Here is a 25,579-nt window from a genome sequence, read left to right as displayed (position 1 = left end):
CAAGATGGATATGCGACCTTTTACAGATCGCTTGATACGAACTTCTGCAATTCGGCCGTCTTGGGATTGCTGAAGAGTTCGTCGGGCGGGCCGATCTCCCACACCTGGCCCTGGTGCATGAACACCAGCACATCGGCCAGCTTGCGGGCAAAGGCCATCTCGTGCGTGACCAGTACCATGGTCATGCCGCCACGGGCCAGGTCTTCCATGACCTTCAGCACTTCGGCGGTCAGTTCCGGATCCAGCGCCGAGGTCACTTCGTCGAACAGCATCAGTTCCGGCGCCATGGCCAGCGAGCGGGCAATTGCCACGCGCTGCGCCTGGCCACCCGAGAGCTGCTCGGGATAGGCTTCCTTCTTGTTCTCCAGGCCCACCAGCTGCAGGACCTTGTGGGCGATCTTCTTCGCTTCCTCGGTGGACATCTTCTTGATGGTGGTCAGCGCCAGCGTGATGTTGCGCTCCACCGTCAGGTGCGGGAACAGGTTGTAGCTCTGGAAGACGATGCCGACCTGCTTGCGCAATTCGCGCAGGTTCAGCTTGTCCGGATGATGAATATCATGTCCGCATACATGGATGTTGCCGCCATCGACTTTCTCCAGACCGTTCAGGCAGCGCAGCAGCGTGCTCTTGCCCGAACCGCTCTTGCCGATGATGGCCACCATCTGGCCCTTTTGCACATCCAGCGAAACGCCATTCAATACCTTGTTGCTGCCGAAGCTCTTGTGCAGATCATTGATCTTAACGATGGCTGACATTCAATTTCCTTTCAAAGTGCTTGGACAGCGCCGACAGCGGGAAGCACAGGCAAAAATAGATGAGTGCGACGCAGCCGAACACGGTGAACGGCTGGAAGGTCGAGTTGTTGATGATCTGGCCGGCGCGCGAGAGATCGACGAAGCCGATCACCGAGGCCAGCGAGGTGTTCTTGACGATCTGCACCATGAAGCCCACGGTGGGTGGCGTGGCGATCTTGACCGCCTGCGGCAGGATCACCTTGGTGAGCTGTTCGAAGCGGTTGAAGCCCAGGCATTCCGAGGCCTCCCACTGGGTCTTGGGGACCGCCTGGATGCAGCCGCGCCAGATCTCGCCGAGGAAGGCGGCGCAATAGATCGCAAAGGAAATCCCGGCCGCCACCAGCGGGGTGAGCTTGAAGCCGGCGATGGCCAGCCCGAAGTAGGCCACGAACAGGATCACCAGCAGCGGGATACCCTGCACCACCTGGATGTAGGTACTGGCGATGCCCCGCAGAAGGGCATTGGGCGAGACCCGCCACAGGGCGATCACGAAGCCGGCCACGCCGCCGAAGACGAAGGCCACCAGCGACAGCACCACGGTCCAGACGGCGGCTTGCAGCAGGTATTCCACGTGCAGGAAACTGAATGCGTTCATCGCGCCTCCTTACAGGTTGGTGCCAAGCTTGCGCTTGCGCACGAAGGCCATCTGGCTGATTGCCCAGAATGCGCCACGGAACAGGAAGGACAGGGCGAGATACGCCACCGCGATGACCGCATACACCTCGAAGCTGCGGAAGGTTTCCGACTGCACCAGGTTGGCGGTGGCGGTCAGCTCTTCGGCCGAGATCTGCGAGGTGATGCTGGAGGCCAGCATCAAGAGGATGAACTGGCTGGTCAGCGAGGGATAGACGCGCTCCACCGCCGGCAGCAGCACCACGTGCCAGTACACGTGGAAGCGCGACATGCCCAGGCATTCGGCCGCCTCGATCTGGCCCGGATGAATGGAGTTGATGCCGGCGCGCATGATCTCGGTGGTGTAGGCGCCGACGTTGACGGTCAGCGCAATGACGGCAGCGGTCTCGGCGGTGAGCTTCCAGCCGATGCTGGCCAGGCCGAAGAACACCAGGAACACCTGCACCAGCAGTGGCGTATTGCGGATGATCTCGACATACGCCTGCACCAGGCCACGCACCAGCGCCAGCCGGCTCTTGCCGGCAATCGCACCGAGCGTGCCGACCACGAAGCCCAGGGCGATGGACAGGGCCGAGAGCTGTATCGTCAGCCAGGCACCCATCAAGAGGCGATCCCAGTTGGCGAACACGCTCATGAAATCGAAGGTGTAATTCATCGACGCTCCGTCCGTGCAGCGTCAGGGGAAGGGGGATACAGCAGCATGAGGGTGGTCTCCTTTTTGATTTTCCTGGGGGCGGCCTCTTGTTGTGTGACCTTGAGGTCGGGGCCTTGGCATGATTGCCGTTACTGCTGCGCCTTGCGGCGCGCCTGGGTCCGGGCGGCGTGGCTACAGCTGCCTGATGCCACCCGGTCGCAAGGTCGATTGCACGTGCTCGATCCCATTGACCAGCGGTGCACCGAAATCGGGAATGCTGATCTCGATGCTGTCACCGTCCTCGGTACGCACGCTGTAGGCGAACGACAGGTTGGCCGCGCCCATGAAGTGCGCATGCACGTCGCCCGCCTGCAGCAGGTGCGCGTACTTGAAGGTGTGGTACTCGAGGTTCTCGATGGAGTGGCACATGTTGTCGGGCCCGGTCAGGAATTCCTGTTCCCATATCACGCGGCCACGGCGACGGATACGCGTCATGCCGACCAGGTGCGCCGGCGGCAGGCCCACCAGCAGCTCCGGACCGAAGGCGCAGTGGCGCAGCTTGGAGTGGCCTTGATACAGGTAATTGCGGCGCTCCATCACGTGATCCGAAAACTCGTTGCCGATGGCAAAGCCGAGGCGGCGCGGACAGAGTGCATCATCGATCAGGTAGAGTCCGACGATCTCCGGTTCTTCGCCGCCGTCGAGGGCAAAGTCGGGACGCGGCAAAGGCTGGCCGGGCGCGACGATGCAATGGCCATCGCCCTTGTAAAACCACTCGGGCTGCACGCCCACGGTACCCGGCGCGGGGCGGCCGCCGGCGATGCCCCATTCGATCATCAGTTGCGTATCGGTCTTGTCGAGTTCATCGCCCTCGATGCGGCGATGCATCTTGTCGCGCGTGGTGGCGCTGCCCAGGTGCGTGGTACCGGCACCGGAGACGCGGCAGTGGGCCGGGTCGGGATGGTCCAGCGGGGCCAGGATGCGGCCCTCGGCCAGGATCGCGGCATAGTCTTCGCACTGGTCGGTATTGAGCAACTGGGCCAGGCGCTCCAGCCCGGTATGGCGTTCGATGGCCAGCAAGCCCAGCTCGCGCATGGTGCCGACCTCGCCCAGCACCTGGACGCTGGCGCCATTGACGATGCCCACGCGCCGTTGGTCATGCAGGTCGCGATATTGAATCAGCCTCACCAGGTCTCCTTTGCCGTCGTCATCCACATGGCCGCCGGTCAGCGGCGGTCAGGGTCCGGGAGCGCGATGTGCAGAACAGGACTTGAGATTCGCACGCGGCAGGAAACTGCCGCCAGGCGAAGCCACCTGTGGATCAATCTGCCCGTCGTCTCCTGAGCTTTTTTCACGCATCGCCGTGGGCAGGGGGCAGATGCGCTAGCATTGTGTTTTTTCCGGGACGACTATAAGAGGCTGAACCAAGGATGTCTAATGAGCTTAATTCATCGGGTGATAACCGACTCGGCGAGGAGGGCGCGGCAGGCGATGTGCTGCCTTCGGTCGGGTCCATCGTCAGCCGCCTGCGCTTTCGCCAGGTGGCGCTGCTGACGGCGCTCGACGAGCAGGGCTCCCTGCACAAGGCAGCCGAAGTGATGCACATGACCCAGCCGGCCGCCACCAAGGCCTTGCATGAAATGGAAGATGCCCTGGGCGTGACCCTGTTCGACCGCTCACCGCGCGGCATCGAGGCCACCGAGCTGGGCCGCTGCGTGATCCGCTATGCGCGCCTGATCCAGAGCGATGTCGCCAACCTGCGCGAAGAATTGCAGAACATGATCAGCGGGCGCGGCGGCCGCTTGTCCATCGGCACCATCATGGGGGCGGCGCCCTTCGTCACGCGTGCGCTGTCGCGCCTGCGCGAGATCCAGCCGGAAGTCTCCATTGAGATCAGCGAAGACACCAGTGCCCGCCAGCTGCTGCTGCTGGACCAGGGCCGCATCGACCTGATGATCGGCCGTTCCTCGGTCAGTTCGCAGCCCAACCTCTACCATTACGAAATGCTGCGCGGCGAGCCCATGTGCATCGTCAGCGGCATCGACCATCCGCTGGCCACGGCGCAGAAGGTGCGCCTGCAGGAGTTGGCCGATGCCTCGTGGATCCTCTATTCGAGCAACATGCCCATGCGCATCTGGATCGAGCACGAGTTCAAGCTGGAAGGCGTGAAGGTACCGGGCAACGTGATCGAGACCGCCTCGCCCTTCGTCACCATCACCCTGCTGGCGCAATCGAACATGGTGGCGGTGATGCCGCTGGACATCGCGCATTTCTTTGCTGCGCGCCAGATGCTGGGGATCCTGCCGGTAAACCTCAAGACCAGGATCGAGCATTACGGCATCGTCACCCGCAAGAACAGTACCTTGTCGTCGCTGGCCAAGATGTTCATCCAGATCCTGCGGCAGCAAAACTGAGCCAACGGCCGCGTTGCATTCCTGACGTTTTTTTACCGGCTAGGGTTTTTCCGGATGCCGCCAGGCGTGATTTTCCTGTTAGTGTTCGTCTGCGGTCGGGGTGGCCGCAGACTTTCCCTCAGAATCCGCTTTTTCCGGTTGGCCTTCATGAATTTGCGTCTTACGCGTGTGCGCACGCGCCTTGCTGCTCTCGGTCCTGTTTCCCTTCCTGCCTCTGCCGCTCGTGCCGTGCTGGCCTCGCTCTGCGTGACCGGCGCCCTGCTGCTGGCAGGCTGCGCCGCACAGAAGCCCGCGCCGCTCGACGAGGCCGCCCGGCAAGCCAAACAGGCCAAGCTGGACCAGGCCCTGGCACTGTTCTCGGCCAACCCGCCCGAAGGCTTGCCGACCGGCTGGGAACCGCTGGTGTTCACCCGCAAGAAGATTCCTACCGAATACCGTCTGGTGCAGGACAATGGCCGCAGCGTCCTGCACGCCTTTGCCGACCGCGCCTCCTCCGGCCTGCGCCATGCGGTCGACATCGACATCAACAAGAAGCCCTGGCTGACCTGGAGCTGGAAAGCCGCCGGCCTGATTCCCACGGCCGATCTCACTCACCGGGAAACCGATGATTCGCCGGTGCGCATCGTGCTGGCCTTCGATGGCGACCACGACAAGCTATCGCTGATGGATACCATCCTCTTCGATACGGCCAAGCTGCTGACCGGGCATGAGCTGCCCTATGCCACGCTGATGTATGTGTGGGATCCCAAGATGCCGGTCGGCACGGTGATTGCCAACGGCCGCACCGGCCGCATCCAGATGCTGGTGGTGGAAAGCGGTGCGGAGCATGTGGGGCAGTGGCGCAATTACCAGCGCAACGTTGCCGAGGACTATGAGCGTGCCTTCGGTGAAAAGCCCGGCCGCCTGATCGGCGTGGGCGTGCTCACCGATACCGACAACACCGTGCAGAAGATGCAAGCCTGGTATGGCGATATCCGCCTGATGCGCGATGCCCAGGTGGCGCCGGCTCCCTGAGCCTTGACGTGCTGCGGGCTCAGACCCCGCGCCACCAGGCGGCGACGTGGCCCCAGAAGCCCTTGGGGCCGGTCTCGAAGAGCCAGGGCTTTTCGCGCTTGAGCTTGTCCATCATGTCCTGCTCGGCTTTCTCCGAGACATTTCCATAGGCGCGCCCGAGTTTCAACAGGGTGCGCAGGGCTCCCAGCTTTTCCCGCGCCACCATGCCCGAGGCATGTTCGATGGCGATATGCGTCTCGCGCAATTCCTGCACCATGGCATGGGCCAGTTGCGAGGCGGGGGTCTTCAGGCGTTCCTGCACCACCGCGATATTGGTGGCGGACGCCTTGATCTGCGAGGCCAGCACGTCGATCTGCGTTTCGTCGCCCTTGGCCTGCTTGATGATGGCGCCGGCCCAGGCGCGCGAGGCATTGACCAGTTCCTCGGTGCCCCAGTCGTGGCGCACCGCAATCCAGAAACCGTAATTGGCCGCCTGTTCGATCAGGATCTGGACCACGTCCGGGAATTCCTTGTCCATCGCCCGGCGTGCCCAGGCGTACTGGCCCGAGAGCATCAGGTGCTGCACCGCCTCTTCGGTGAGGAAGTTGGTGTTCTCGGAGAGCTTGGCCAGCAGATAGCTGTCGAAGGAGGGTTTGACGAAACCCGAATCGATCTTGGTCGAGAGCCGCACGAAGTTGTGATAGTCGCGCTCCAGCGAGTCGTAGATATCATCCTTGAGGATGAGTTTGATCTGTTTCATGCGGCTTCCCCTCGGACCGTGTCCGATGTTGTTGTTCCCCCGGCAAGGCCATGCGGCGCGCCGGAGAAGTTGTGATGACGCGGTGTCAACGCTGATGCTGCCAGGAAACTTGTTATCGGCAGCTGTCGTGCCAAACTTTACGCCGCCCCTGCGGCAAGCACCTCAATAACTGCGCAAGCCATAGCGCTGCCGGGTTTCCCCGTCCGGCAACAATTGGTCGCGATACAGCGCCCAGGCGGGATCGGCCAGGATGGCGGTACTGGTCTTGCAGCCCTGGCAGAGCTGGGCATGCACGCCCGCCACCACTGCTTCGAGTCCATTGGGATCGGTCACGTAGAACCAGGATTGCTGCTGGCCCTGGCTGAAGGCGGTGCCGGCGTAGATGCTGCGGGTCTTCTTGCCGATGGCCGCAGCCATCTGGTCGGACAGGGCTTCGAGCCGGTCCTGCTCGGCCAGCGCCGGCAAGCCGTCGGGCGTGCCCGGCACATAGCTCACCCGCGTAACCACCACATACGGAAAGCCGGACAGCGGGAAGCTGCGCCGCAAGCCCATGTCCAGCTTGACCACTTTGATGCGATCGCCGCGCTGGGCCTGGTAGTTCCACCACTCCGGCTCAGGATCCTGCGCCAGCCCATGGCGCGCCAGCAGGAGCAGCAAGGCCAGGAGCAGGGCGCGCTTCATGGTGGCGTTGCCCTGTCAGCCGGCCAGCAAGGCCAGCAGCGCCAGCAGGGCGGGCAGACCCTGGATGTAAAGGATGGAGCGCTTGGCGGTGAGACCGCCGTAGATCCCGGCCACCAGCACGCAACTCACGAAGAAGATTTGCACCGCATGGTCGCCCGTGGCCAGGCTCCAGAACAGGCCGGCGGCGAGGAAGCCGTTGTAGAGGCCCTGGTTGGCGGCCAGCACGCGGGTGGCTTCGGCGGCTTCGCGCGACTGGCGGAAGGTCTTCAGGCCCAGCGGCTTGGTCCACAGGAACATTTCCAGGATCAGGATCCAGACGTGTTCCAGGGCGACCAGCAGGACCAGGACGGTGGCAAGCGTGTGCAAGGTTTCTCCCATTATCGTTATACGTTCTTGCCGCGCGCTCGCAGTTGCAGGGTGCGCCGGGCGGCGGGCTTAGGCGATCATGCCTGAAATGCGCCCGCTCGCCAATGCCCCGCAGGCCGCCGCTGCGCTTACTGCGCCTGCAGGAATTTCTCGGCCAGGCGCACCCAGTAAGTGGCGCCGATGGGCAGCAGGTCATCGTTGAAATCGTAGCTGGGGTTGTGCAGGTTGCACGGACCCAGGCCATGGCCCTGGTCGCGGTGGCCGCCATCGCCATTGCCGAGGAAGACGTAGCAGCCCGGCTTGTGCTGCAGCATGAAGGCGAAGTCTTCCGCGCCCATGGTCGGTTCGGTCGCGGCGTCCACATGGTCGGCACCGAACAGTTCGGTCAGCACCTCGACGGCGAAGGCGGTTTCCTTGGGATGGTTGATCAGCGGCGGATAGTTGCGGTTGAAGCGGAACTCGACCGTGGCATCGAAGGCGGCCGCAGTGTGCTCGGCAATTTCCTGCATGCGGCGCTCGATGAGGTCCAGCACCGGCAGGCTGAAGGTGCGCACGGTGCCGACCATCAGGGCTTCATCGGGGATGACATTGGTGGCGCTGCCGGTGTGGATCTGGGTGATCGACACCACTGCCGGGTCATTCGGGTTGACGTTGCGCGCCACGATGCTCTGCCAGGCCTGGGCGATATGGACCGCCGTCATCACCGGATCGATGGCCTTGTGCGGCTGCGCCGCATGCGATCCCTTGCCCTTGACGGTGACGTGGAACTCGTTGCTGGACGCCATCTGCGGGCCGGGCGTGACGCCGAAGTGACCGGCCGGGATGCCGGGCCAGTTGTGCATGCCGAAGACGGCATCCATCGGGTATTTCTCGAAGAGGCCATCCTGGATCATGCGCTCGGCACCACGGCCGCCTTCTTCTGCGGGCTGGAAGATCACGTACACCGTGCCATCGAAGTCGCCGTGCTGCGCGAGGTGACGGGCCGCCCCCAGCAGCATGGCGGTATGGCCGTCATGGCCGCAGGCGTGCATCTTGCCGGGATGACGCGAGGCGTGGTCGAAGGTATTGATTTCGGACATGGGCAGCGCATCCATGTCGGCGCGCAGGCCGATGGCACGCGGGCTGTCGCCCTTCTTGATGATGCCGACCACGCCCGTCACCCCTAGGCCGCGCACGACCGGAATCCCCCACTCGGCCAGCTTTTGCGCCACCACGTCGGCGGTGCGCACTTCTTCGTAACACAGCTCGGGATGAGCGTGGATGTCGCGGCGGATTTTCTGCAGTTCGGTGTGGAACTGGACGATGGGGTCGATGAGTTTCATGGGATTGAACCAATGCGCAGGGGTATGGAAAGGACTTATCTTACCGCGCCCGTCCATCAGACGGGCTGGGTGCAGGTGTGGCAAGCAAGGGTCGGACCAGGTACCAGTACGGGCGTCGCGCCGGGCCGTTTTGAGATAAAGTAGCGGCCTGGCCACCAGCGCGGCTGGCAGCGGAGATGGTGTTTCCGGCTTGGCTGCGTGCGTCCTGTGTCCTGTTGCGCCCACTGCGGGCTGTTTTCTCTCCGCTATTTTCTCTGCCATGACCACCACCATCGTCCGTGCCGCCTGTCCCCATGATTGCCCTGATACCTGCGCCCTGCTGGTGACCGTCAAGGACGGCGTCGCCACGGAAGTGCGCGGCGATCCGGAGCACCCGCCCACGGCCGGCGTGCTCTGCACCAAGGTCTCGCGCTATGCCGAGCGCACCTATCACCAGGACCGCCTGCTGCACCCCATGCGCCGCGTGGGCAAGAAGGGCGAGGGCAAGTTCGAGCGCATCAGCTGGGACGAGGCCATCGCCACCATCGCAGCGCGCCTGGGCCAGATCGCCCTGCGCGACCCCCAAGCCATCCTGCCCTACAGCTACGCCGGGACCATGGGCCAGGTGCAGGGCGAATCGATGGCCGGCCGTTTCTTCAACCGCCTGGGCGCATCGCAGCTGGACCGCACCATCTGTGCCTCGGCCGGTGGCGCAGGCTATCGCTACACCATCGGTGCGCGCATCGGCACCGACCTGGAGCAGGTCGATCACGCCAAGCTCATCATCATCTGGGGTGGCAATCCGATTGCTTCCAACCTGCATTTCTGGACTCGCGTGCAAGCGGCCAAGCGCAACGGAGCACGCCTGATCGCCATCGATCCGTATCGCTCGCTGACCGCCGAGAAATGCCACCAGCACATCGCGCTCTTGCCCGGGACCGATGCGGCCCTGGCGCTGGGCCTGATGCACGTGCTGATCGCAGAAGACTTGCTGGACCACGATTACATCGCACGCTACACGCTCGGCTTCGAACAACTCAAGGAGCGCGCGGCCGAATGGACGCCGGCCCGTACCGCTGAGGTGTGCGGCATCAGTGCGGACGAAGTGCAGAACTTGGCACGCGAATACGGCCGCGTCGCGCTGGCCGGGGAGGGCGCCTTCCTGCGTATCAACTACGGCCTGCAACGCGTGCGCGGCGGCGGCATGGCCGCGCGCAACGTGGCTTGCTTGCCGGCGCTGGTCGGTGCCTGGCGTCAGGCGTCGGGGGGTATCCAGCTGTCGGTATCGGACAGCTTCCCCAAGGATACGGCCGCCTTGAGCCGCCCCGACCTGGCTGCGCGTCATGGCAAGCCCAGCCGCATCATCAACATGAGCACCATCGGCGATGACCTGTTGAAGCCGGCCTCGTCCGATTTTGGTCCGCAGGTGGAAGCGGTGATCGTCTACAACTCCAACCCGGTGGCGGTGGCCCCGGAGTCGGGCAAGGTGGCGCAGGGTTTTGCGCGCGAGGATCTGTTCACGGTGGTGCTGGAACATTTCCAGACCGATACCGCCGACTACGCCGATATCCTGCTGCCTGCGACGACCCAGCTGGAGCACATCGACGTGCACGCTTCCTATGGCCACGTCTACATGATGGCCAACAATGCCGCCATCGCGCCGCTGGGCGAGGCCAAGCCCAATACCGAGATATTCCGCCTGCTGGCCGCCGCGATGGGCTTTGAAGAAGACTGCTTCAAGGACAGCGATGATCAGCTGGCCGCCGTGGCCTTCAAGCGCGATGATCCGCGCAGCGCCGGCTACGACTGGGAGCAATTGAAGGAGAAGGGCTGGCAGCGCCTGTCGGTGCCGGTGGCGCCCTTTGCCGAAGGCGGGTTTGCCACGCCCTCGGGCAAGTGCGAGTTCTATTCCGAGCAGATGAAGCGTGCGGGTCTCGATCCCTTGCCGACCTATATCGCGCCCTATGAATCGGTGGCCAGCAATCCGCAGCTGGGCGCCAAATACCCGTTGGCGATGATCTCGCCACCGGCGCGCAATTTCCTCAATTCTTCCTTCGTCAACGTGCAGAGCCTGCGTGATACGGAGGGCGAACCACACCTCGACATGCACCCGCAGGACGCCGCTGCGCGCGGCATTGCGCAGGGAGATACGGTGCGCATCTTCAATGATCGCGGCAGCATGCAGGCGCGCGTGCGCGTGACCGACAAGGCGCGCGTGGGGCTGGTGGTGGGCCTGTCGATCTGGTGGAAGAAATTTGCGGCCGATGGCAAGAACGCCAACGAAGTCACCAGCCAGCGCCTGACCGACATGGGCAATGCGCCGACCTTCTATGACGTGCTGGTGCAGGTGGAAAAACTGCAGCAGCCGGTCGTGGCCGCCTGAGCATTTTCATGCTGCGCCGTGGCTTGCGTGGTTCCGTACGCTGGGGGCTCACCCTGGTGGCGCTGGCAGCGGTGTGCGGGTTGACGGCCTGCTCCACGGTGTCGTATTACGCGCAGGCCGCGCACGGCCAGTTCTCGCTGCTGGCGCAAGCCAAACCGCTGGAGGACTGGCTCGATGACCCGGCCACCTTGCCCGCGCTCAAGGCCAAGCTGCAGACGGTGCGCGCGATCCGCCGCTATGCCGTCACTGAACTGGATCTGCCCGACAACGGCAGCTACCGCAGTTACGCACAACTGGACCGGCCCTTCGTGCTGTGGAACGTGGTGGCCGCACCGGAGCTGTCGTTGCAGCCCCGGCAGTGGTGCTTCCCCATTGCCGGCTGCGTGGACTATCGCGGCTACTATCACCTCAGTGATGCGCAGGCCTATGCCGACACGCTCAAGGCCGAAGGGTATGACGTGCAGGTCGCCGGTGTACCGGCGTATTCCACACTGGGATGGTTCGATGATCCGGTGATCTCGACCTTCATCCAGTATCCCGATGGCGAACTGGCGCGGCTGATCTTCCATGAGCTGGCGCACCAGACCGTGTATGCGCCCGGCGATACGTCCTTCAATGAAGGGTTTGCGGTGGCGGTGGAAGAGCTGGGGGTGGAGCGCTGGCTGGCGGCGCGCCACGATCCGGCGCTGGTCGAGGCCTACCAGCGCTTTGCCGCCCGCAAGCGCGAGTTCCTGGCCTTGCTGGACAAGTACCGTGCGCAGTTGAAGGAGAACTACGACAGCGACGCCAGCGATGCCGACAAGCGCCAGCGCAAGGCGGCCATCTTCGATGCGCTGCGCGCTGAATATGCGCAGATCAAGGTCACCCGATGGAATGGCTATGCCGGTTATGACCGCTGGTTTGCGATGCCGCTGTCCAATGCGCACCTGGCCCTGGTGGGGGCGTATCACGACCTGGTCCCCGCCTTCCGCCAATTGTTTGCCCGCAGCAGCGGCTTCCCCGATTTCTATGACAAGGTGCGCGCCCTGGCGCGCATGGACAAGGCCGCACGTCATGCTGCGCTGGGAGACGCGCCCTTGACCACGGGCAAGGCGGATGCGGAAATGTTTCCCGCCTGCACCATTGACCGGCCCAAGGACGGCGACCCGGCGTATCATGCCGGATGAATTTGCGCAGACGACCGGCTGCCTGGACAAGCTGATATGCCCGAACTGCCCGTGATATCGCCGCCGTTGCCAGCCATTTTGCAAAAAATCTCAAATTTGGGGCGCAAAAAGCTTGCCCCGCAGTCGAATGCTGGATAGCATCTGCGATAAATAAAAAAACACTCGTGCTTTTTTTTCGCTGTGCGCGCCAACGCGGTGGCCTTGCATCACCGTCCAGCCCCAGCGCACGTTATGACCGGAGACAGAGGACACACTATGGAAAGATTCTGGCTTGCATCGTATCCCGCAGGCGTTCCCGCTGACATCGACCCCAGCCGTTACGGTTCGCTGGTGCAGATGATCGAAGAGGCTTTCGCCAAGCATGCCGATCGCAACGCTTACGTCTGCATGGGCAAGTATCTCCGCTATGGCGAACTCGATGCCATGTCGCGCGCCATGGGGGCCTGGCTGCAAGGCCTGGGCCTGCAGAAGGGAGCGCGCGTGGCGATCATGATGCCCAACGTGCTGCAATACCCGATCGCCATCGCCGCCATCCTGCGTGCGGGCTACACGGTGGTCAACGTCAATCCGCTCTACACGGCCCGCGAGCTGGAACACCAGTTGAAGGATTCCGGCGCCGAAGCCATCTTCGTGCTGGAGAATTTTGCCTGCACGCTGCAGAAGGTGGTGGCCCATACCCAGGTCAAGCACATCGTGGTGGCCAGCATGGGCGAGCTGCTCGGCACCCTCAAGGGGGCCATCGTCAACCTGGTGGTGCGGCACGTCAAGAAGATGGTGCCGACCTGGTCGCTGCCCAATGCGATCTCCTTCAGCCGTGCGCTGTCGCAGGGCGAGGGCAAGACCTTGCAGAAGGTATCGCTGAGGCCCGATGACGTCGCCTTCCTGCAATACACCGGGGGTACCACGGGCGTAGCCAAGGGTGCCGTGCTGACCCATCGCAATTTGATCGCCAACGTGCTGCAGGCCGAAGAATGGCTGACTCCGGCGCTGAAGTCCGGCAAGCCCATTGACCAGCTGGTGTTCGTCTGCGCGCTGCCGCTGTATCACATTTTTGCGCTGACCGTCTGCAACCTGCTGGGCACGCGTGAGGGTGCGCTGAACCTGCTGATCCCGAACCCGCGCGACATTCCCGGTTTCGTCAAGGAGCTGGCCAAGTACAAGGTCAACACCTTCCCCGCGGTCAACACGCTCTACAACGCGCTGCTCAACAATGCCGATTTTGCCAAGCTGGATTTCTCCGGCTATCGCTGCTGTGTGGGTGGCGGCATGGCGGTACAGAAGAGTGTGGCGGACAAGTGGAAGAAGCTGACCGGTTGCCCCATCATCGAAGGTTACGGTCTGTCCGAAACTTCACCCATTGCCAGCGCGAACCCTTGCACCATCGATGAATACACCGGCACCATCGGCCTGCCGCTGCCGTCCACTGAAATCGCCATCCTCGATGACGATGGCCAGCCGGTGCCGCTGGGCCAGCCGGGCGAGATCGCCATTCGCGGGCCGCAGGTAATGCCGGGTTACTGGCAGCGTCCGGATGAGACCGCCAAGGTCATGACGCCGGACGGTTTCTTCAAGACCGGCGACATCGGTGTGATGGATGCACAGGGCTACACCAAGATCGTGGACCGCAAGAAGGACATGATTCTGGTCTCGGGCTTCAACGTCTATCCCAATGAAATCGAAGGCGTGGTGGCGCAGCATCCGGCGGTGCTGGAGTGCGCCTGTGTGGGCGTGCCCGATGAACACACCGGCGAAGCGGTCAAGCTCTTCGTGGTGCGCAAGGACAAGTCGCTGACCAGTGAGCAGCTGATGGCTTACTGCAAGGAGCAGTTCACCGGCTACAAGAAGCCCAAGTACATCGAGTTCCGCGATGAGCTGCCCAAGACCAACGTGGGCAAGATCCTGCGCCGCGAGTTGCGGGATGATCCTGCGAAGGCGCCGCAGAAACAGGCAGCATGAAACGAGCGCTGCCGTAATCTGATCTCCTTGCGTTCGTCAGTCAGTTTCTGCATCAAGGCCTGAGTTCGGTATTGCACCGGACTCAGGCCTTTTCAGTTTGGGCGTACATGACATGGTGGTGGTGAGTCGTCATTTTCCTGGGCAGATCCGATTCTCGGGAGAGGCAGGCCGGCTCCTTGCCTGAAGGGGTATCGCACCTTGGGGCGAAAATTCATGCAGTCGCCCGCCATCGTCATTCAGGAGTTGCGCGTTTCCATTTGGAAATATTAAAATGCGCGCCGGTGTTACATCAGGGAGGGAAACTTGATGAACACAGGAATCCTGCATGCGCAAAACCCTCCGGGGTCTGGAGCAGTTGCTTTCAGACTATCAGCACGCCCGCATTCTGCGGCTCACTTTCCCGCACAACGACGCTCCCCTTTCTGAACTGCTCGTCAACAAGCTTGACGCCAGCGAAGGGCTGTCACGCGACTTCGAATTCACCGTCGAGCTGTTGGCCGACAACGCCACGCTCGAACTCAAGGACCTCCAGGGCAAACTGCTCTGCGTGGAGCTCGTCCGCCAAGACGGCAGCCTGCGCTACTTCACCGGTTACGTCTTCAGCTTCCGCTTCGTCAGGACTGACGGCGATGTCGCATTCTACGAAGCCAGGCTAGGTCCGTGGCTGAAGTATCTCTCCTTGCGCTCGAACTGCATGCTGTTCCATGGCGTGCGCCTGCCGGCCGCGGCTTCAACAGCGTCGAACCAAAGATCTACGGCCTGCAAACGGCTACCGTCGTCGGCCCCAAGGGCGAAGAGATCTACACGGATGAATATGGCCGCGTCAAAGTCCAATTCCATTGGGACCGCGACGGCGAGTTCGACGAAAGGAGTTCGGCCTGGCTGCGCGTGGCCACTGCCTGGGCAGGTTCGAACTTCGGCGCGACCTTCATTCCCCGCATCGGTTGTGAAGTCATCGTGCAGTTCCTGGATGGCAATCCGGATCGCGCACTCATCACCGGCATGGTGCCCAATGCCGCCAACATGCCCGCCTGGGAGCTGCCGGCGAACAAGACCCAGAGCGGCATCCTGACACGCTCAACGCCCAAGGGCGGCTACGACAATGCCAATGCGCTGCGCTTCGAAGACAGGAAGGGTCAGGAGCAGTTATGGCTGCACGCCGAGCGCGACCAACTGACCGAGGTCGAGCACGACGAAGACAAATGGGTCGGCCACGATCGCCGCAAGACCATCGATCACGACGAGACCTCGCATATCGGACATGACCGCACCGAGACCGTCGACAACGACGAGACCATCACGGTCCACCACAACCGTACCGAGACGGTCGATAACAACGAAACCATCCGCATCGGCAGCAACCGCACCAAGACCATCGGCAAGAACCGCAAGGACCAGATCGGCAAGAACTGGTCGACCCATGTTGCGCGGATGAAGACCGAAACCATCGGCATGGCCTACCTGCAGAACGTCGGCATGGGCCGCATGGAAAACGTCGGCCTGGCCTACAACCTCAACGTGGGCACGGTGATGGCGACGGTGGTTGGCATCAACCAGATCACCAAGGTCGGCAAGACCCTGTCGATCACGGCGGGTGACGGAGCAGGCCAGGCAAGGCCCGCTCATTTTCTCCAAGACGCTGCTTGTCACGGGCCCACGCGAATGGCGCAAACGATCTGCCTTGCTTCGGGCGCTGACGCTGTTTGTGCTTCCCGCATGGAAGCTGAGCACCCCACAAGCCATCACGACACTGCCACTGCGTTACGAGTACGCCTATGGGGGCGAGAACAAGATTCTTGAAACCGAGCCAGCGGCCGCACGAGTGAACAAAAAGCATCGACTGCCAGGGCGCAAGCCGCTTCCTGAATCTGCGCCTGACGGCGATATGCAGAAAGCCATCGCCCATGCAGTGCATGAACACAATCCGATTGGTCTTGGCTTCGCAGAGGATTGGTATCTCCGTGCGACAAAAACGACCCGGATACCCGCGCCACAAATTCAAGCGCTCAATCAGCCCCCGCTGCGTTTTAGTGAAGCGTGCATGCCAGCGGGTTTGGGCATTGTCGGGCGTGCCTGGCAGCCCCGCCTGCGCTTCGCCGGCACGTACGACCCGCAGTGGCTGGAAGGCCGGCATCCCGGCTTGCCGGCTGATTTTGATTTTACGTACTGGAACGCTGCGCCTGCGGACCAGCAAGTCATTCCTCATCTGGATGGCGATGAAACCATCACGCTGTCCAACCTCTGCCCTGCGGGTGCCGCAACAGCAAGGAAGCAGAGGAAGCCGCAAGAGTTGCGCGAGAAGCTAAAGTCGCGAAGGAAGCTGCACCTGGCCCCCAGCCACCCAAAAAGCCCAAGAAGGACGTCACCGTCAAGGCCCGGCAGTTTAAAGTGCCTTGTTTCCATCCGTATGATAAGAAACAATTCATGCGGATGAGCAAGGAGGAACAGAAGGCGTTTTTAAAAGAAATGGCGGAGCAGCTTAGACGTCAAGAGGAGGCCATCAACAGTCTGACTGCTAGTGAATACGCGATGGCTAGGGATGCGTTTAAGAAAATGAATCGGAATCCGGCGGCCACCGCGGCACAAGCCACGCATCGGCAAAGTACCCTTAAAGACATATCTGACGGTATTGCCGAGAGCAATCGTCAGCAAGGCATGAGCAGGGTATGCGAATGGTCTCTTTTGTACAGTTGACCCTGATGACTATGAAGACCTCGTTGATGAGTGGCTTGCAGACACCGGATTGGATGAGATTGACGCGTTCCACGTGATTGCAAGGACTGCGTTTGGCGAACTCTATGTGTGTGGTGAGAAGACAGGATGCAGCGCCACGATTTATTGCGCCCTCAATTTGGTCACTGCATTAGAAAATGACTTGAAAGAAAAAACTAAAGAAGACCTGGACTTTTCAATCCGTTCTTTTTTTGCGTTCAGTGAGCCGACCGAGCTTGACATGAAAGATGAGGACGGGCAACTGCTCTTCGAACGCGCCAGAGCCAAACTAGGCCCTCTTGAACCGCACGAAATCTATGGATTCGAGCCCGCCATCGTCCTAGGAGGAAAAATTCTCCTCGAAAATCTGGCGAAAGTGAATGCCAATGTGCACCTGACAATTCTCCGCCAATTCGCAGAACCCGAATTGCCACTCTCAGGAATCGATATTGAAAAGTTACTCGACTCTTGAAACATGCCGTCACGACAGAACGACTAAAAATTCATCCAACCGCAGGCTCACGCTACCTGAGTTTGGAACGAATCAAACTTAGATATTGAGATGAGAGACGAAGACCTCGAATATTTCATTAGCAATATTGGCGAGGCTACCAAACGCTCGACGGTACCCGCCGCAAGCCTTGAAAAATGGCGCGATAAGCTACCCGATCAACTACTGAAATATTGGCAGGAAGAAGGATGGTGCGAATACGCAAATGGTCTGTTTTGTACAGTCGACCCTGATGACTATGAAGACCTCGTTGACGAATGGCTTGCTGATACGGGATTGGATGAGATTGACTCCTTTCATGTGATCGCAAGGACTGCATTTGGCGAGCTATATTTGTGTGGTGAGAGAACCGGGCGCAGCGTCACTATTGTATGCCCCCTCAATATGGTCACTGCCCTACAAAACAAATTGAAGGAAAAATCGAAGGAAGACCAGGATTTTTCCATCCGCTCGTTTTTTGCCTGTAGCGATTCGGCCCGGTTTGACATGAAGGACGAGGGCGGAGAGCCGCTCTTCGAGCGCGCCAGATCCAAGCTGGGTCCACTTGAACCACATGAAATCTATGGATTCGAGCCCGCTATCGTACTAGGAGGAAAAATGCACCTCGAAAATTTAGCCAAGGTGAATGCCAATGTGCACCTGACTATTCTGCGCCAATTCGCGGAGACGGAATTGCCACTCGCGGGGATCGATATCGATAAGTTGCTCGACTCTTGAAATATGCAGCCATGGCGGGCGACTCAACATTCAGCCAAACGCGGGCGTAGGTCACCTGATTTGGGAATAGATCACGCTAAGGCATTGAGATGAGAGACGAGGACCGCGGATTGCCGAATGACCGAGAAAACTATGACGAGCCGCTTTGACATCAAGCCGCATATAGGTACTGGAAATCTTCGATTTGGTATGACCCATGCAATCGTCGAAGAGTTGATTGGCGCTCCCTCCAGGAAGAAGAAAGGCTTCTTGGGAGAGACCATCGAGTACAGAGGAGAAAATGGACTATTGACCACTTACGGATTGAATACTAACGAGCTCGTTGAAGTGGGATTCAGCCGGAACATACTCGAATTGGAGTATGAAGGCATCAAGCTATTCACTGATCCACCACGGAAAGTATTCGGCAGCCTGGTCAATATCGACGGAAGTCCCTACGAAAGTGTTGGATTTATCGTGTTGCTCAATCTCGGTATGACGCTGACGGGATTTCATGATGATGATATTTACCAGCGGGCAGTCACCGTGTTTGCAAAAGGGCGCTGGGATGGTGAGCTTCGGGACTTGAAGCCTTTTGATTTAGCCAATTTTTAAATCCATTACATCGCAATACATCTAGCGAACAGAATTCTTAAATCGTTCAACGCAGTCAGATTTAAAAAATCGAAACGGCAATCTTGTAGCTTTGAATTTTTGACCGTCATGCAAGAACATATCATTACGTCTTACATAGGCGTCGGACCACTTAAGTTTGGAATGACTAAGGGCGAGGTTCATAAAATTTTAGGCGAGCCACTATCCGTAGAGAAAAGTCTCTTCTCGGAAGAATCAAAAGAGTTTTGGAGCGAGAACGGTCTGCAGCTAACTTTTTCGGAAACAGGCGAGAGGTTGTTAGAGATTAGTCTGTCTCCCAATCTTTCAGATGTCCAACTGAATGGACTCAAATTGTTCGAAGTTCCAGGTCCGTATGCTTTTAAGGTTCTGCATGATTGGGACAATGCACCCCTTTCAATTGCTGGTGCGAGCATCTTTCTCAAACTCGGATTGGCCGCCGGCGGATTCCTGTACGACGATGACAATGACAAATCAGTGACAGCGTTTGCAAATGGGCGATGGGATTGGCTGGCAAACAATCGAAGCCATTGATTGCCCGCGGTCTTGCTGGTGTTTTCCAAAAAAGAATGAATAGGAGATATTCAGAGAAAGACGCTGTCCGTGACCCCCTCCGGCAGCGGCTTTCCCCCTGTATGAATCTTCAGTCAGGCACCGGCGTCACAACCGGCTTGCCAGAAAAATGCGCCTGCAAATTGGTGAACGCCAGTTCCGCCATGGCCGTCCTGGTGACCAGCGTGCCGCTGGCCATGTGCGGCGTCAGCACCACGTTCTCCAGCGCGGCCAGTTCGGCCGGAATGTTCGGCTCATTCTCGAACACGTCCAGCCCCGCACCGGCGATCGTCCCAGCCTGCAGCGCCGCGATGAGCGCCTTTTCATCCACCACCGAACCGCGCGCCACATTGATGAGGAAGCCCTTGGGTCCCAGTGCCTCCAGCACCTCGGCATTGACCAGCGCGCGCGTCCCGGCACCACCCGGCGTGATCATCACCAGGAAATCAACCTCGCGCGCCAGCGAGACGATGTCTTCCGCATAGGTGTAAGGCACATCCTTGCGCGAACGGTTGTGATACGCAATCCGCATGTCGAACGCCGCCGCTCGCTGTGCAATGGCTTGCCCGATGCGGCCCAGGCCGACGATGCCCAGGCGCGCGCCGCTGACCTTGGTGGTGAAGGGGAAGGGCCCCTTCTTCCATTCGCCGCTGCGGGCAAAGCGGTCGGCCCGCACCACGTTGCGCGCCACGGCCAGCATCAGCGCAATGGCCATGTCGGCCACATCCTCGGTGAGCACGTCGGGGGTATGGGTCACATGGATGCCGCGCTCGCGGGCAGCCGGTACATCCACCCCGTCATAGCCGACCCCGAACACCGAGACAATCTCCAGCGCCGGAAAGCGCGCCATGAACTCGCGTCCGACCTTGGCTTCGCCATTGGCGGCAATGCCGCGCACCTGCGGCGCGATGGCAGCGAGCGCTTCATCGGTGAGCGGATCGAGGATGAGGTTGTGGCAGGTGAAGTTCTGCTGCAGCAAGTCCAGCAGGTGCTGCGGCAGGCGGGCGACGATGAGGACGACAGGGCGGCTGGAGGAGGTCATGGGCAGTATGAAGAAGGGGAAGAGGAAGACAGTGAGCGAGGCATAACGATACGTCTGCGCTGCACCCTGCGGGCTGAAAAATTTTCAAGCCCGCAGGAGGGGAAGGGCGGCGCTCATGTCGCCGGGCTGGCGCCCGCTTCGCGCACCGGATCCAGCGGCGGCAGCGGGCGCGGCTTGCGGTTTTCATCGGTGGCCACGTAGGTGAGGGTGGCTTCGGTCACCTTGACGATCTCGGTCTGCAGGCGATTGCGCTCGGCATACACCTCAACGTTGACCGTGATGGAGGTATTGCCGACCTTGACGATATCGGCATAGAAGGACAGCAGGTCCCCCACGAACACCGGATTCTTGAACAGGAAGGAATTGACCGCAATGGTCGCCACCCGCCCGTTGGCGCGGCGCGTGGCCGGCAGCGAGCCGGCGATGTCGACCTGGGCCATGATCCAGCCGCCGAAGACGTCGCCATAGACATTGGCATCGGACGGCATGGGCATGACGCGCAGCTGCGGCGCCTTGCCCGGCGGAAGTTGGGAAACGGTCGATGACATGGAAGGCTCCTTTGCAGGTGATGTCCGGCGGCGCGCCGGGATGGCTCTTATAATTCGGGTTTGCGGGTTTGCGCCCGCAGGCGCCGCAACGGCCTAGTGTATCGGATGTTGCCCTCCTGCTGTGTTGCCGTGCCCGCCCCCCTTTCAACCTGACCCGCCCATGCGCCGCTACCCCAATTCCGCCTCCTCATCGCAAGCCCCCATCAAACGCCAGCGCGGCGACTGGGAAGTCGTCCGCACGCTGCTGCCCTACCTGTGGACCTACAAATGGCGCGTGATGCTGGCGCTGGCCTTCCTGGTCGGGGCCAAGCTGGCCAACGTGGGCGTGCCGCTGGTGTTGAAGAGACTGGTCGATGCCATGACCATCACGCCGACCCATCCGCAAGCCCTGCTGGTGCTGCCCCTCGGCTTGCTGGTGGCCTACGGCGCGCTGCGGCTGGCCACGGCGCTCTTCACCGAATTGCGCGAACTCATGTTTGCCCGCGTCACGCAGCGCGCCGTGCGCACCATCGCGCTGCAGGTCTTCCGCCATCTGCATGCGCTGTCGCTGCGCTTCCACCTGAATCGCCAGACCGGCGGCATGACGCGCGACATCGAACGTGGTACGCGCGGCGTCTCCACGCTGGTCTCCTATACGCTCTTCTCCATCCTGCCCACCATCATCGAGATCGTGCTGGTGCTGGCCTACCTGAGCACGCATTACGACATCTGGTTCTCGCTCATTACGGCCGGTGCGCTGGTGCTCTACATCCTCTTCACCATCACGGTGACGGAGTGGCGCACGCATTTCCGCCGCACCATGAACGAACTGGATTCGCATGCCAACACGCGCGCCATCGATTCGCTGCTCAACTACGAGACAGTGAAATATTTCGGCAACGAGGAATTCGAAGCGCGCCGCTATGACGAAGGCCTGCAGCGCTATGAACGCGCGGCCGTCAAATCGCAGAGTTCGCTGTCGCTGCTCAACACCGGGCAGTCGGCCATCATCGCCATCGCGGTCACGCTCATCCTGTGGCGCGCCATCGCCGGCGTCATCGATGGCAGCATGACGCTGGGCGACATGGTGCTGGTCAATGCCTTCATGATCCAGCTCTACATTCCGCTCAATTTCCTGGGCGTGCTCTATCGCGAGATCAAGCAGAGCCTGGCCGACATGGAACGTCTGTTCTCGCTGCTGGAAGAAAACCGCGAAGTGGCCGACCGGCCCGGTGCCCAGCCCTTGAAGACGCAGGGTGCGGAGCTGCATTTCGAGCATGTCGACTTCAGCTACGAGCGCAATCGCCAGATTCTCTTCGATGTCGATTTCAAGGTGCAGGCCGGCACCACCACGGCCGTGGTCGGCCACAGCGGCTCGGGCAAGTCGACCCTCTCGCGCCTGCTGTATCGCTTCTACGATGTCGACCAGGGCGCCATCCGCATCGATGGCCAGGACCTGCGCAACGTCACGCAAGCCTCGCTGCGCCAGGCCATCGGCATCGTGCCGCAGGACACGGTGCTCTTCAACGACACCATCGAATACAACATCGCCTACGGCAAGCCGGGGGCCACGCGCGAGCAGATCGTGGCGGCGGCCAAGGCGGCCTATATCCATGACTTCATCGAATCGCTCCCTGAAGGGTATGCCAGCATGGTCGGCGAGCGTGGACTGAAATTGTCCGGCGGAGAAAAGCAGCGTGTGGCCATCGCCCGCACCCTGCTCAAGGATCCGGCCATCCTCATCTTCGACGAGGCCACCTCGGCCCTCGATTCACGCGCCGAGCAGGCCATCCAGCAGCAGCTCGAAGAGATCGCGCGCGAGCGCACCACGCTGGTCATTGCGCATCGCCTCTCCACCATCGTCAATGCGCAGCAGATCCTGGTGATGGACCATGGCCGCATCGTCGAACGCGGCACCCATGCCGGGCTGCTGTTGGCCGATGGCCTGTATGCGCAGATGTGGCTGCGCCAGCAGGCCGGCGCGGAAGAAGAGGGCGCCTCGGTAGTACCGCAGCCGGAGGGCGTGGCAGCGGGGGCCGAGCCCGGGGCCGAACCGACGGTGCTGATGCCGGCCGAGCGTCGCTGATGTCCGCGCCCGCGCGCGCAGCTTGCGCCGGCGCGGGCACAGCGGCACAATTCGCGCATTCGACCTAGAACGGGAAGTGGGCGGGCAATGGAAAGCAAATGGCTTGAGGATTTCGTCTCCCTGGCGGAAACGCGCAGTTTCAGTCGCTCGGCGGAGTTGCGGCATGTGACGCAACCGGCCTTCTCGCGGCGCATCCAGTCACTGGAAGCCTGGCTGGGCACCGACCTGATCGACCGCACCTCCTACCCCACGCGCCTGACCGCTGCCGGTGAAGTCTTCTACGAGCAGGCCGTGGCCATGCTGGGCCAGATCAACAACACGCGCGCGCTGCTGCGTGGCAAGCGGCCCACGGCACAGACCACCATCGACTTCGCCGTCCCCCATACACTCTCGCTGACCTACATGCCCAAGTGGTTGAGCGCCCTGGAGTCGGGCTTTGGCTCGATCAACACGCGCCTGATCGCGCTCAATGTCCACGATGCCGTGATGACCATCGTCGAAGGCGGCTGCGACCTGCTGCTGTGTTATCACCATCCGCGCCAGCCGGTGCAGCTCGATGCCAGCCGCTACGACATGCTGACCATGGGCACCGAAACCTTGCGCCCGTATTCGCGCTGCGACCGCAACGGCAAGCCGGATTACGTCTTTCCGGGCAGTGCCAAGGCTCCCGTGCCCTTCCTCTCCTACACCAGCAATGCCTACCTGGGCCGCATGGTGGAGCTGATGATGGCCGATACCAAGCGCCCGCTGCACCTGATGAAGCACTACGAGACCGACATGTCCGAAAGCCTCAAGATGATGGCGCTGGAGGGCCATGGGGTGGCCTTCCTGCCGGAATCGTCGGTGCTGCGCGAAGTGCGCAACCGCCAGCTGGCAAGGACCGACGGGCCCACCGGGGAGTGGGAAGTGGAGATGGAAATCCGCCTCTATCGCGAGCGCCCGACCGCCCAGCGTACCGGCAAGGCGCTGGTGGCGCGGCTGTGGGAATACCTGGTGGAGCTGGATGCGCAGCGGCAAGAAAAGGCCGAGCGCAGCGAACGGGGGGAGCGTCCCAAGGGGGCTGGCGGAAAAAGCCCGCGAACGGCTGAAAAACGCGATTCCTGATCAAAAATTAACAGGTGAAAATGGCGCAATCCCTTATCCATCAAGGGATTTCAAAGGTTATGCAAGCGCTGCATAATTGCATGCTCACAAAGCATTAGCCTTGTGTTGAGCGGCTGGCTACGATGGCGGCGCTGAATCGGACAGGCACGAATTTCCAGCAGGCGCACCCCGCGCCCGGCTGGCAGGCGCGCCTCCGTCGCCGCCTTCTTGCGCGCCCTGTGGTGCGGCTTGCAGGCCGCTGCCGACGGAGTAACATGCCTGGCGGACTTTCGGAATTTGCAGGCCTTTTGTCCTTGAACAGCACGGCTATCCAAAGGAGCGATTGCATCATGTCGAACGTACCTAATCACGAAGTGCCTTCCTATCTCGTCCCGCACGGCATCGGTCCGTGGGGTGTCTATCTCGAACAGATCGATCGCGTCACGCCCCACCTGGGCTCGCTGGCCCGCTGGGTGGAAACCCTGAAGCGTCCCAAGCGCATCCTGGTGGTCGACGTGCCCATCGAGCGCGACGACGGCACCATTGCCCACTTCGAGGGCTATCGCGTGCAGCACAACACCTCGCGCGGTCCCGGCAAGGGCGGCGTGCGTTTCCACCAGGATGTGACGCTGTCCGAAGTGATGGCCCTGTCGGCCTGGATGACCATCAAGAATGCGGCCGTGAACGTGCCTTATGGCGGTGCCAAGGGCGGTATCCGTGTTGATCCCAAGACGCTCTCGCGTGGCGAGCTGCAGCGTATGACGCGCCGCTACACCAGCGAGATCGGCATCATCATCGGCCCCAACAAGGACATCCCGGCGCCGGACGTCAACACTGATTCGCAGATCATGGCCTGGATGATGGATACCTACTCCATGAACCAGGGCAGCACCTCCTCGGGCGTGGTGACCGGCAAGCCCATCTCCCTGGGTGGCAGTCTGGGCCGTCATGAAGCCACCGGCCGTGGCGTCTTCGTGGTCGGTTGCGAAGCCGCTGCCAAGCGCGGCATGGACATCAAGGATGCCAAGGTGGCCGTGCAAGGTTTCGGCAACGTCGGCGGCATCGCGGCGCGCCTGTTCGCCGAAGCCGGTTCCAAGGTGGTGGCGGTGCAGGATCACGTGACCACCGTCTTCAATGCCGGTGGCCTGGACGTGCCGGCACTGCAGGCTTATGTGGCCAAGAATGGCAGCGTCAAGGGCTTTGCAGGTGCGGATGAAATTACCGACCGCGCCCAATTCTGGTCGGTCGACTGCGACATTCTGGTGCCTGCCGCACTGGAACAGCAGATCACCGAAGCCAACGCCAATCACATCAAGGCCAAGATCATCCTGGAAGGCGCCAACGGCCCGACCACCCCGGCCGCCGATGACATCCTGCGCGACAAGGGCGTGCTGATCGTGCCGGACGTGATCGCCAACGCCGGCGGCGTGACGGTGAGCTACTTCGAATGGGTGCAGGACTTCTCCAGCTTCTTCTGGACCGAAGATGAAATCAACCTGCGCCTGACCCGCATCATGCGCGAAGCCTTCGCCGCCGTCTGGCAGCTGGCCGAAGAGAAGAACGTGTCGCTGCGTACCGCGGCCTTCATCGTGGCGTGTACCCGCGTGCTGCAGGCGCGTGAAATGCGCGGCCTGTATCCGTGATGCAGTGATGCGG

At 61.4% G+C, this 25,579-nt stretch carries 24 protein-coding genes and 3 pseudogenes; 17 read left to right on the top strand and 10 right to left on the bottom strand.

The annotated features are described in order from the left end of the window. Positions 1-20: 20 nt before the first annotated feature. The 4 genes from ACLRDN_RS20315 to araD1 form a co-directional block, all read right to left on the bottom strand. Complete coding sequence (locus ACLRDN_RS20315) at positions 21-755, bottom strand: amino acid ABC transporter ATP-binding protein (protein WP_034333235.1); 735 nt, start codon at positions 753-755, stop codon at positions 21-23. Continuing rightward, positions 739-1,389 carry an amino acid ABC transporter permease gene (locus ACLRDN_RS20310; protein WP_121043912.1) on the bottom strand — a complete coding sequence of 217 codons (651 nt, stop codon included), beginning with the start codon at positions 1,387-1,389 and terminating at the stop codon, positions 739-741. The genes ACLRDN_RS20315 and ACLRDN_RS20310 overlap by 17 nt, the downstream gene beginning before the upstream one ends. Before the next feature lie 9 nt (positions 1,390-1,398). Further along, positions 1,399-2,082: an amino acid ABC transporter permease gene (locus ACLRDN_RS20305; protein WP_121043909.1), complete on the bottom strand. Its 684-nt coding sequence runs from the start codon at positions 2,080-2,082 to the stop codon at positions 1,399-1,401. Positions 2,083-2,253: 171 nt separating this feature from the next. Next, positions 2,254-3,249 carry an AraD1 family protein gene (araD1, locus tag ACLRDN_RS20300; RefSeq protein ID WP_413457758.1) on the bottom strand — a complete coding sequence of 332 codons (996 nt, stop codon included), beginning with the start codon at positions 3,247-3,249 and terminating at the stop codon, positions 2,254-2,256. Positions 3,250-3,491: 242 nt separating this feature from the next. On the opposite strand from araD1, the gene ACLRDN_RS20295 reads away from it, so the two are divergent. Both ACLRDN_RS20295 and ACLRDN_RS20290 read left to right on the top strand, forming a co-directional pair. Further along, complete coding sequence (locus ACLRDN_RS20295) at positions 3,492-4,475, top strand: LysR family transcriptional regulator (RefSeq protein ID WP_413457757.1); 984 nt, start codon at positions 3,492-3,494, stop codon at positions 4,473-4,475. A 228-nt stretch (positions 4,476-4,703) separates the two neighbouring features. Then, positions 4,704-5,489: a DUF3047 domain-containing protein gene (locus tag ACLRDN_RS20290; protein ID WP_413460426.1), complete on the top strand. Its 786-nt coding sequence runs from the start codon at positions 4,704-4,706 to the stop codon at positions 5,487-5,489. 19 nt (positions 5,490-5,508) lie between these two features. On the opposite strand, the gene ACLRDN_RS20285 is transcribed toward ACLRDN_RS20290, so the two are convergent. The 4 genes from ACLRDN_RS20285 to ACLRDN_RS20270 form a co-directional block, all read right to left on the bottom strand. After that, positions 5,509-6,228, bottom strand: a complete 720-nt coding sequence (locus tag ACLRDN_RS20285) for a DUF4088 domain-containing protein (RefSeq protein ID WP_121043903.1) — start codon at positions 6,226-6,228, stop codon at positions 5,509-5,511. Positions 6,229-6,390: 162 nt separating this feature from the next. Then, complete coding sequence (locus tag ACLRDN_RS20280) at positions 6,391-6,909, bottom strand: DUF695 domain-containing protein (RefSeq protein WP_413457756.1); 519 nt, start codon at positions 6,907-6,909, stop codon at positions 6,391-6,393. 15 nt (positions 6,910-6,924) lie between these two features. Next, positions 6,925-7,275, bottom strand: coding sequence for a DUF1304 domain-containing protein (locus tag ACLRDN_RS20275; RefSeq protein ID WP_413457755.1), 351 nt, complete (start codon positions 7,273-7,275; stop codon positions 6,925-6,927). Positions 7,276-7,403: 128 nt separating this feature from the next. After that, positions 7,404-8,597 (bottom strand): M20 aminoacylase family protein, encoded by a 1,194-nt coding sequence (locus ACLRDN_RS20270; RefSeq protein ID WP_413457754.1) that lies wholly within the window; start codon positions 8,595-8,597, stop codon positions 7,404-7,406. 259 nt (positions 8,598-8,856) lie between these two features. On the opposite strand from ACLRDN_RS20270, the gene ACLRDN_RS20265 reads away from it, so the two are divergent. The 12 genes and pseudogenes from ACLRDN_RS20265 (at position 8,857) to ACLRDN_RS20210 (ending at position 19,167) form a co-directional block, all read left to right on the top strand. Then, positions 8,857-10,959, top strand: a complete 2,103-nt coding sequence (locus ACLRDN_RS20265) for a molybdopterin-dependent oxidoreductase (RefSeq protein ID WP_413457753.1) — start codon at positions 8,857-8,859, stop codon at positions 10,957-10,959. An 8-nt stretch (positions 10,960-10,967) separates the two neighbouring features. Further along, positions 10,968-12,125, top strand: a complete 1,158-nt coding sequence (locus ACLRDN_RS20260) for an aminopeptidase (protein ID WP_413457752.1) — start codon at positions 10,968-10,970, stop codon at positions 12,123-12,125. Positions 12,126-12,380: 255 nt separating this feature from the next. Continuing rightward, the gene (locus tag ACLRDN_RS20255) at positions 12,381-14,081 is read left to right on the top strand and encodes a long-chain fatty acid--CoA ligase (protein ID WP_413457751.1); all 1,701 of its coding nucleotides are present in this window, start codon (positions 12,381-12,383) and stop codon (positions 14,079-14,081) included. Between the two features lie 325 nt (positions 14,082-14,406). Further along, positions 14,407-14,742 (top strand): annotated as a pseudogene (locus tag ACLRDN_RS20250) (contractile injection system protein, VgrG/Pvc8 family); the annotation flags it as partial. Positions 14,743-14,753: 11 nt separating this feature from the next. Next, positions 14,754-15,680: pseudogene (locus ACLRDN_RS20245) on the top strand (type VI secretion system Vgr family protein); the annotation flags it as partial. Further along, positions 15,676-16,515: a DUF2169 domain-containing protein gene (locus ACLRDN_RS20240; protein WP_413457750.1), complete on the top strand. Its 840-nt coding sequence runs from the start codon at positions 15,676-15,678 to the stop codon at positions 16,513-16,515. The pseudogene ACLRDN_RS20245 and the gene ACLRDN_RS20240, both read left to right, overlap by 5 nt. Beyond that, positions 16,506-16,775, top strand: a complete 270-nt coding sequence (locus ACLRDN_RS20235; RefSeq protein WP_413457749.1) for a polymorphic toxin type 15 domain-containing protein — start codon at positions 16,506-16,508, stop codon at positions 16,773-16,775. Before ACLRDN_RS20240 ends, ACLRDN_RS20235 begins: the two co-directional genes overlap by 10 nt. A gap of 28 nt (positions 16,776-16,803) precedes the next feature. Then, positions 16,804-16,863 (top strand): annotated as a pseudogene (locus tag ACLRDN_RS20230) (hypothetical protein); the annotation flags it as partial. Beyond that, positions 16,849-17,265, top strand: coding sequence for a T6SS immunity protein Tdi1 domain-containing protein (locus ACLRDN_RS20225; RefSeq protein ID WP_413460425.1), 417 nt, complete (start codon positions 16,849-16,851; stop codon positions 17,263-17,265). The pseudogene ACLRDN_RS20230 and the gene ACLRDN_RS20225, both read left to right, overlap by 15 nt. A gap of 90 nt (positions 17,266-17,355) precedes the next feature. After that, the gene (locus tag ACLRDN_RS20220) at positions 17,356-18,021 is read left to right on the top strand and encodes a GAD-like domain-containing protein (RefSeq protein WP_413457748.1); all 666 of its coding nucleotides are present in this window, start codon (positions 17,356-17,358) and stop codon (positions 18,019-18,021) included. A gap of 117 nt (positions 18,022-18,138) precedes the next feature. Then, entirely contained in the window at positions 18,139-18,615 is a 477-nt protein-coding gene (locus ACLRDN_RS20215; protein WP_413457747.1) for a hypothetical protein, read from the top strand. Between the two features lie 108 nt (positions 18,616-18,723). After that, the gene (locus ACLRDN_RS20210) at positions 18,724-19,167 is read left to right on the top strand and encodes a hypothetical protein (protein WP_413457746.1); all 444 of its coding nucleotides are present in this window, start codon (positions 18,724-18,726) and stop codon (positions 19,165-19,167) included. Positions 19,168-19,276: 109 nt separating this feature from the next. On the opposite strand, the gene ACLRDN_RS20205 is transcribed toward ACLRDN_RS20210, so the two are convergent. Together ACLRDN_RS20205 and ACLRDN_RS20200 are read right to left on the bottom strand one after the other, a co-directional pair. Continuing rightward, complete coding sequence (locus tag ACLRDN_RS20205) at positions 19,277-20,227, bottom strand: 2-hydroxyacid dehydrogenase (RefSeq protein ID WP_413457745.1); 951 nt, start codon at positions 20,225-20,227, stop codon at positions 19,277-19,279. Between the two features lie 113 nt (positions 20,228-20,340). Beyond that, on the bottom strand, positions 20,341-20,775 hold the full coding sequence (locus tag ACLRDN_RS20200) for an acyl-CoA thioesterase (protein ID WP_413457744.1): 435 nt from the start codon (positions 20,773-20,775) through the stop codon (positions 20,341-20,343). A gap of 160 nt (positions 20,776-20,935) precedes the next feature. Between ACLRDN_RS20200 and ACLRDN_RS20195 the strand changes: the two genes are divergently transcribed. The 3 genes from ACLRDN_RS20195 to ACLRDN_RS20185 all read left to right on the top strand — a co-directional run bounded on the left by ACLRDN_RS20195 (position 20,936) and on the right by ACLRDN_RS20185 (position 25,566). Then, positions 20,936-22,840 (top strand): ABCB family ABC transporter ATP-binding protein/permease, encoded by a 1,905-nt coding sequence (locus tag ACLRDN_RS20195; RefSeq protein ID WP_413457743.1) that lies wholly within the window; start codon positions 20,936-20,938, stop codon positions 22,838-22,840. An 87-nt stretch (positions 22,841-22,927) separates the two neighbouring features. Beyond that, entirely contained in the window at positions 22,928-23,944 is a 1,017-nt protein-coding gene (locus tag ACLRDN_RS20190) for a LysR family transcriptional regulator (RefSeq protein WP_134223291.1), read from the top strand. A gap of 329 nt (positions 23,945-24,273) precedes the next feature. After that, entirely contained in the window at positions 24,274-25,566 is a 1,293-nt protein-coding gene (locus tag ACLRDN_RS20185; RefSeq protein WP_413457742.1) for a Glu/Leu/Phe/Val family dehydrogenase, read from the top strand. Positions 25,567-25,579 lie beyond the last annotated feature (13 nt).

The sequence above is a fragment of the Herbaspirillum huttiense genome, assembly GCF_047300815.1.
Classification (GTDB): domain Bacteria; phylum Pseudomonadota; class Gammaproteobacteria; order Burkholderiales; family Burkholderiaceae_D; genus Herbaspirillum; species Herbaspirillum huttiense_A.
This window is presented reverse-complemented; position numbering and strand designations above follow the sequence as displayed.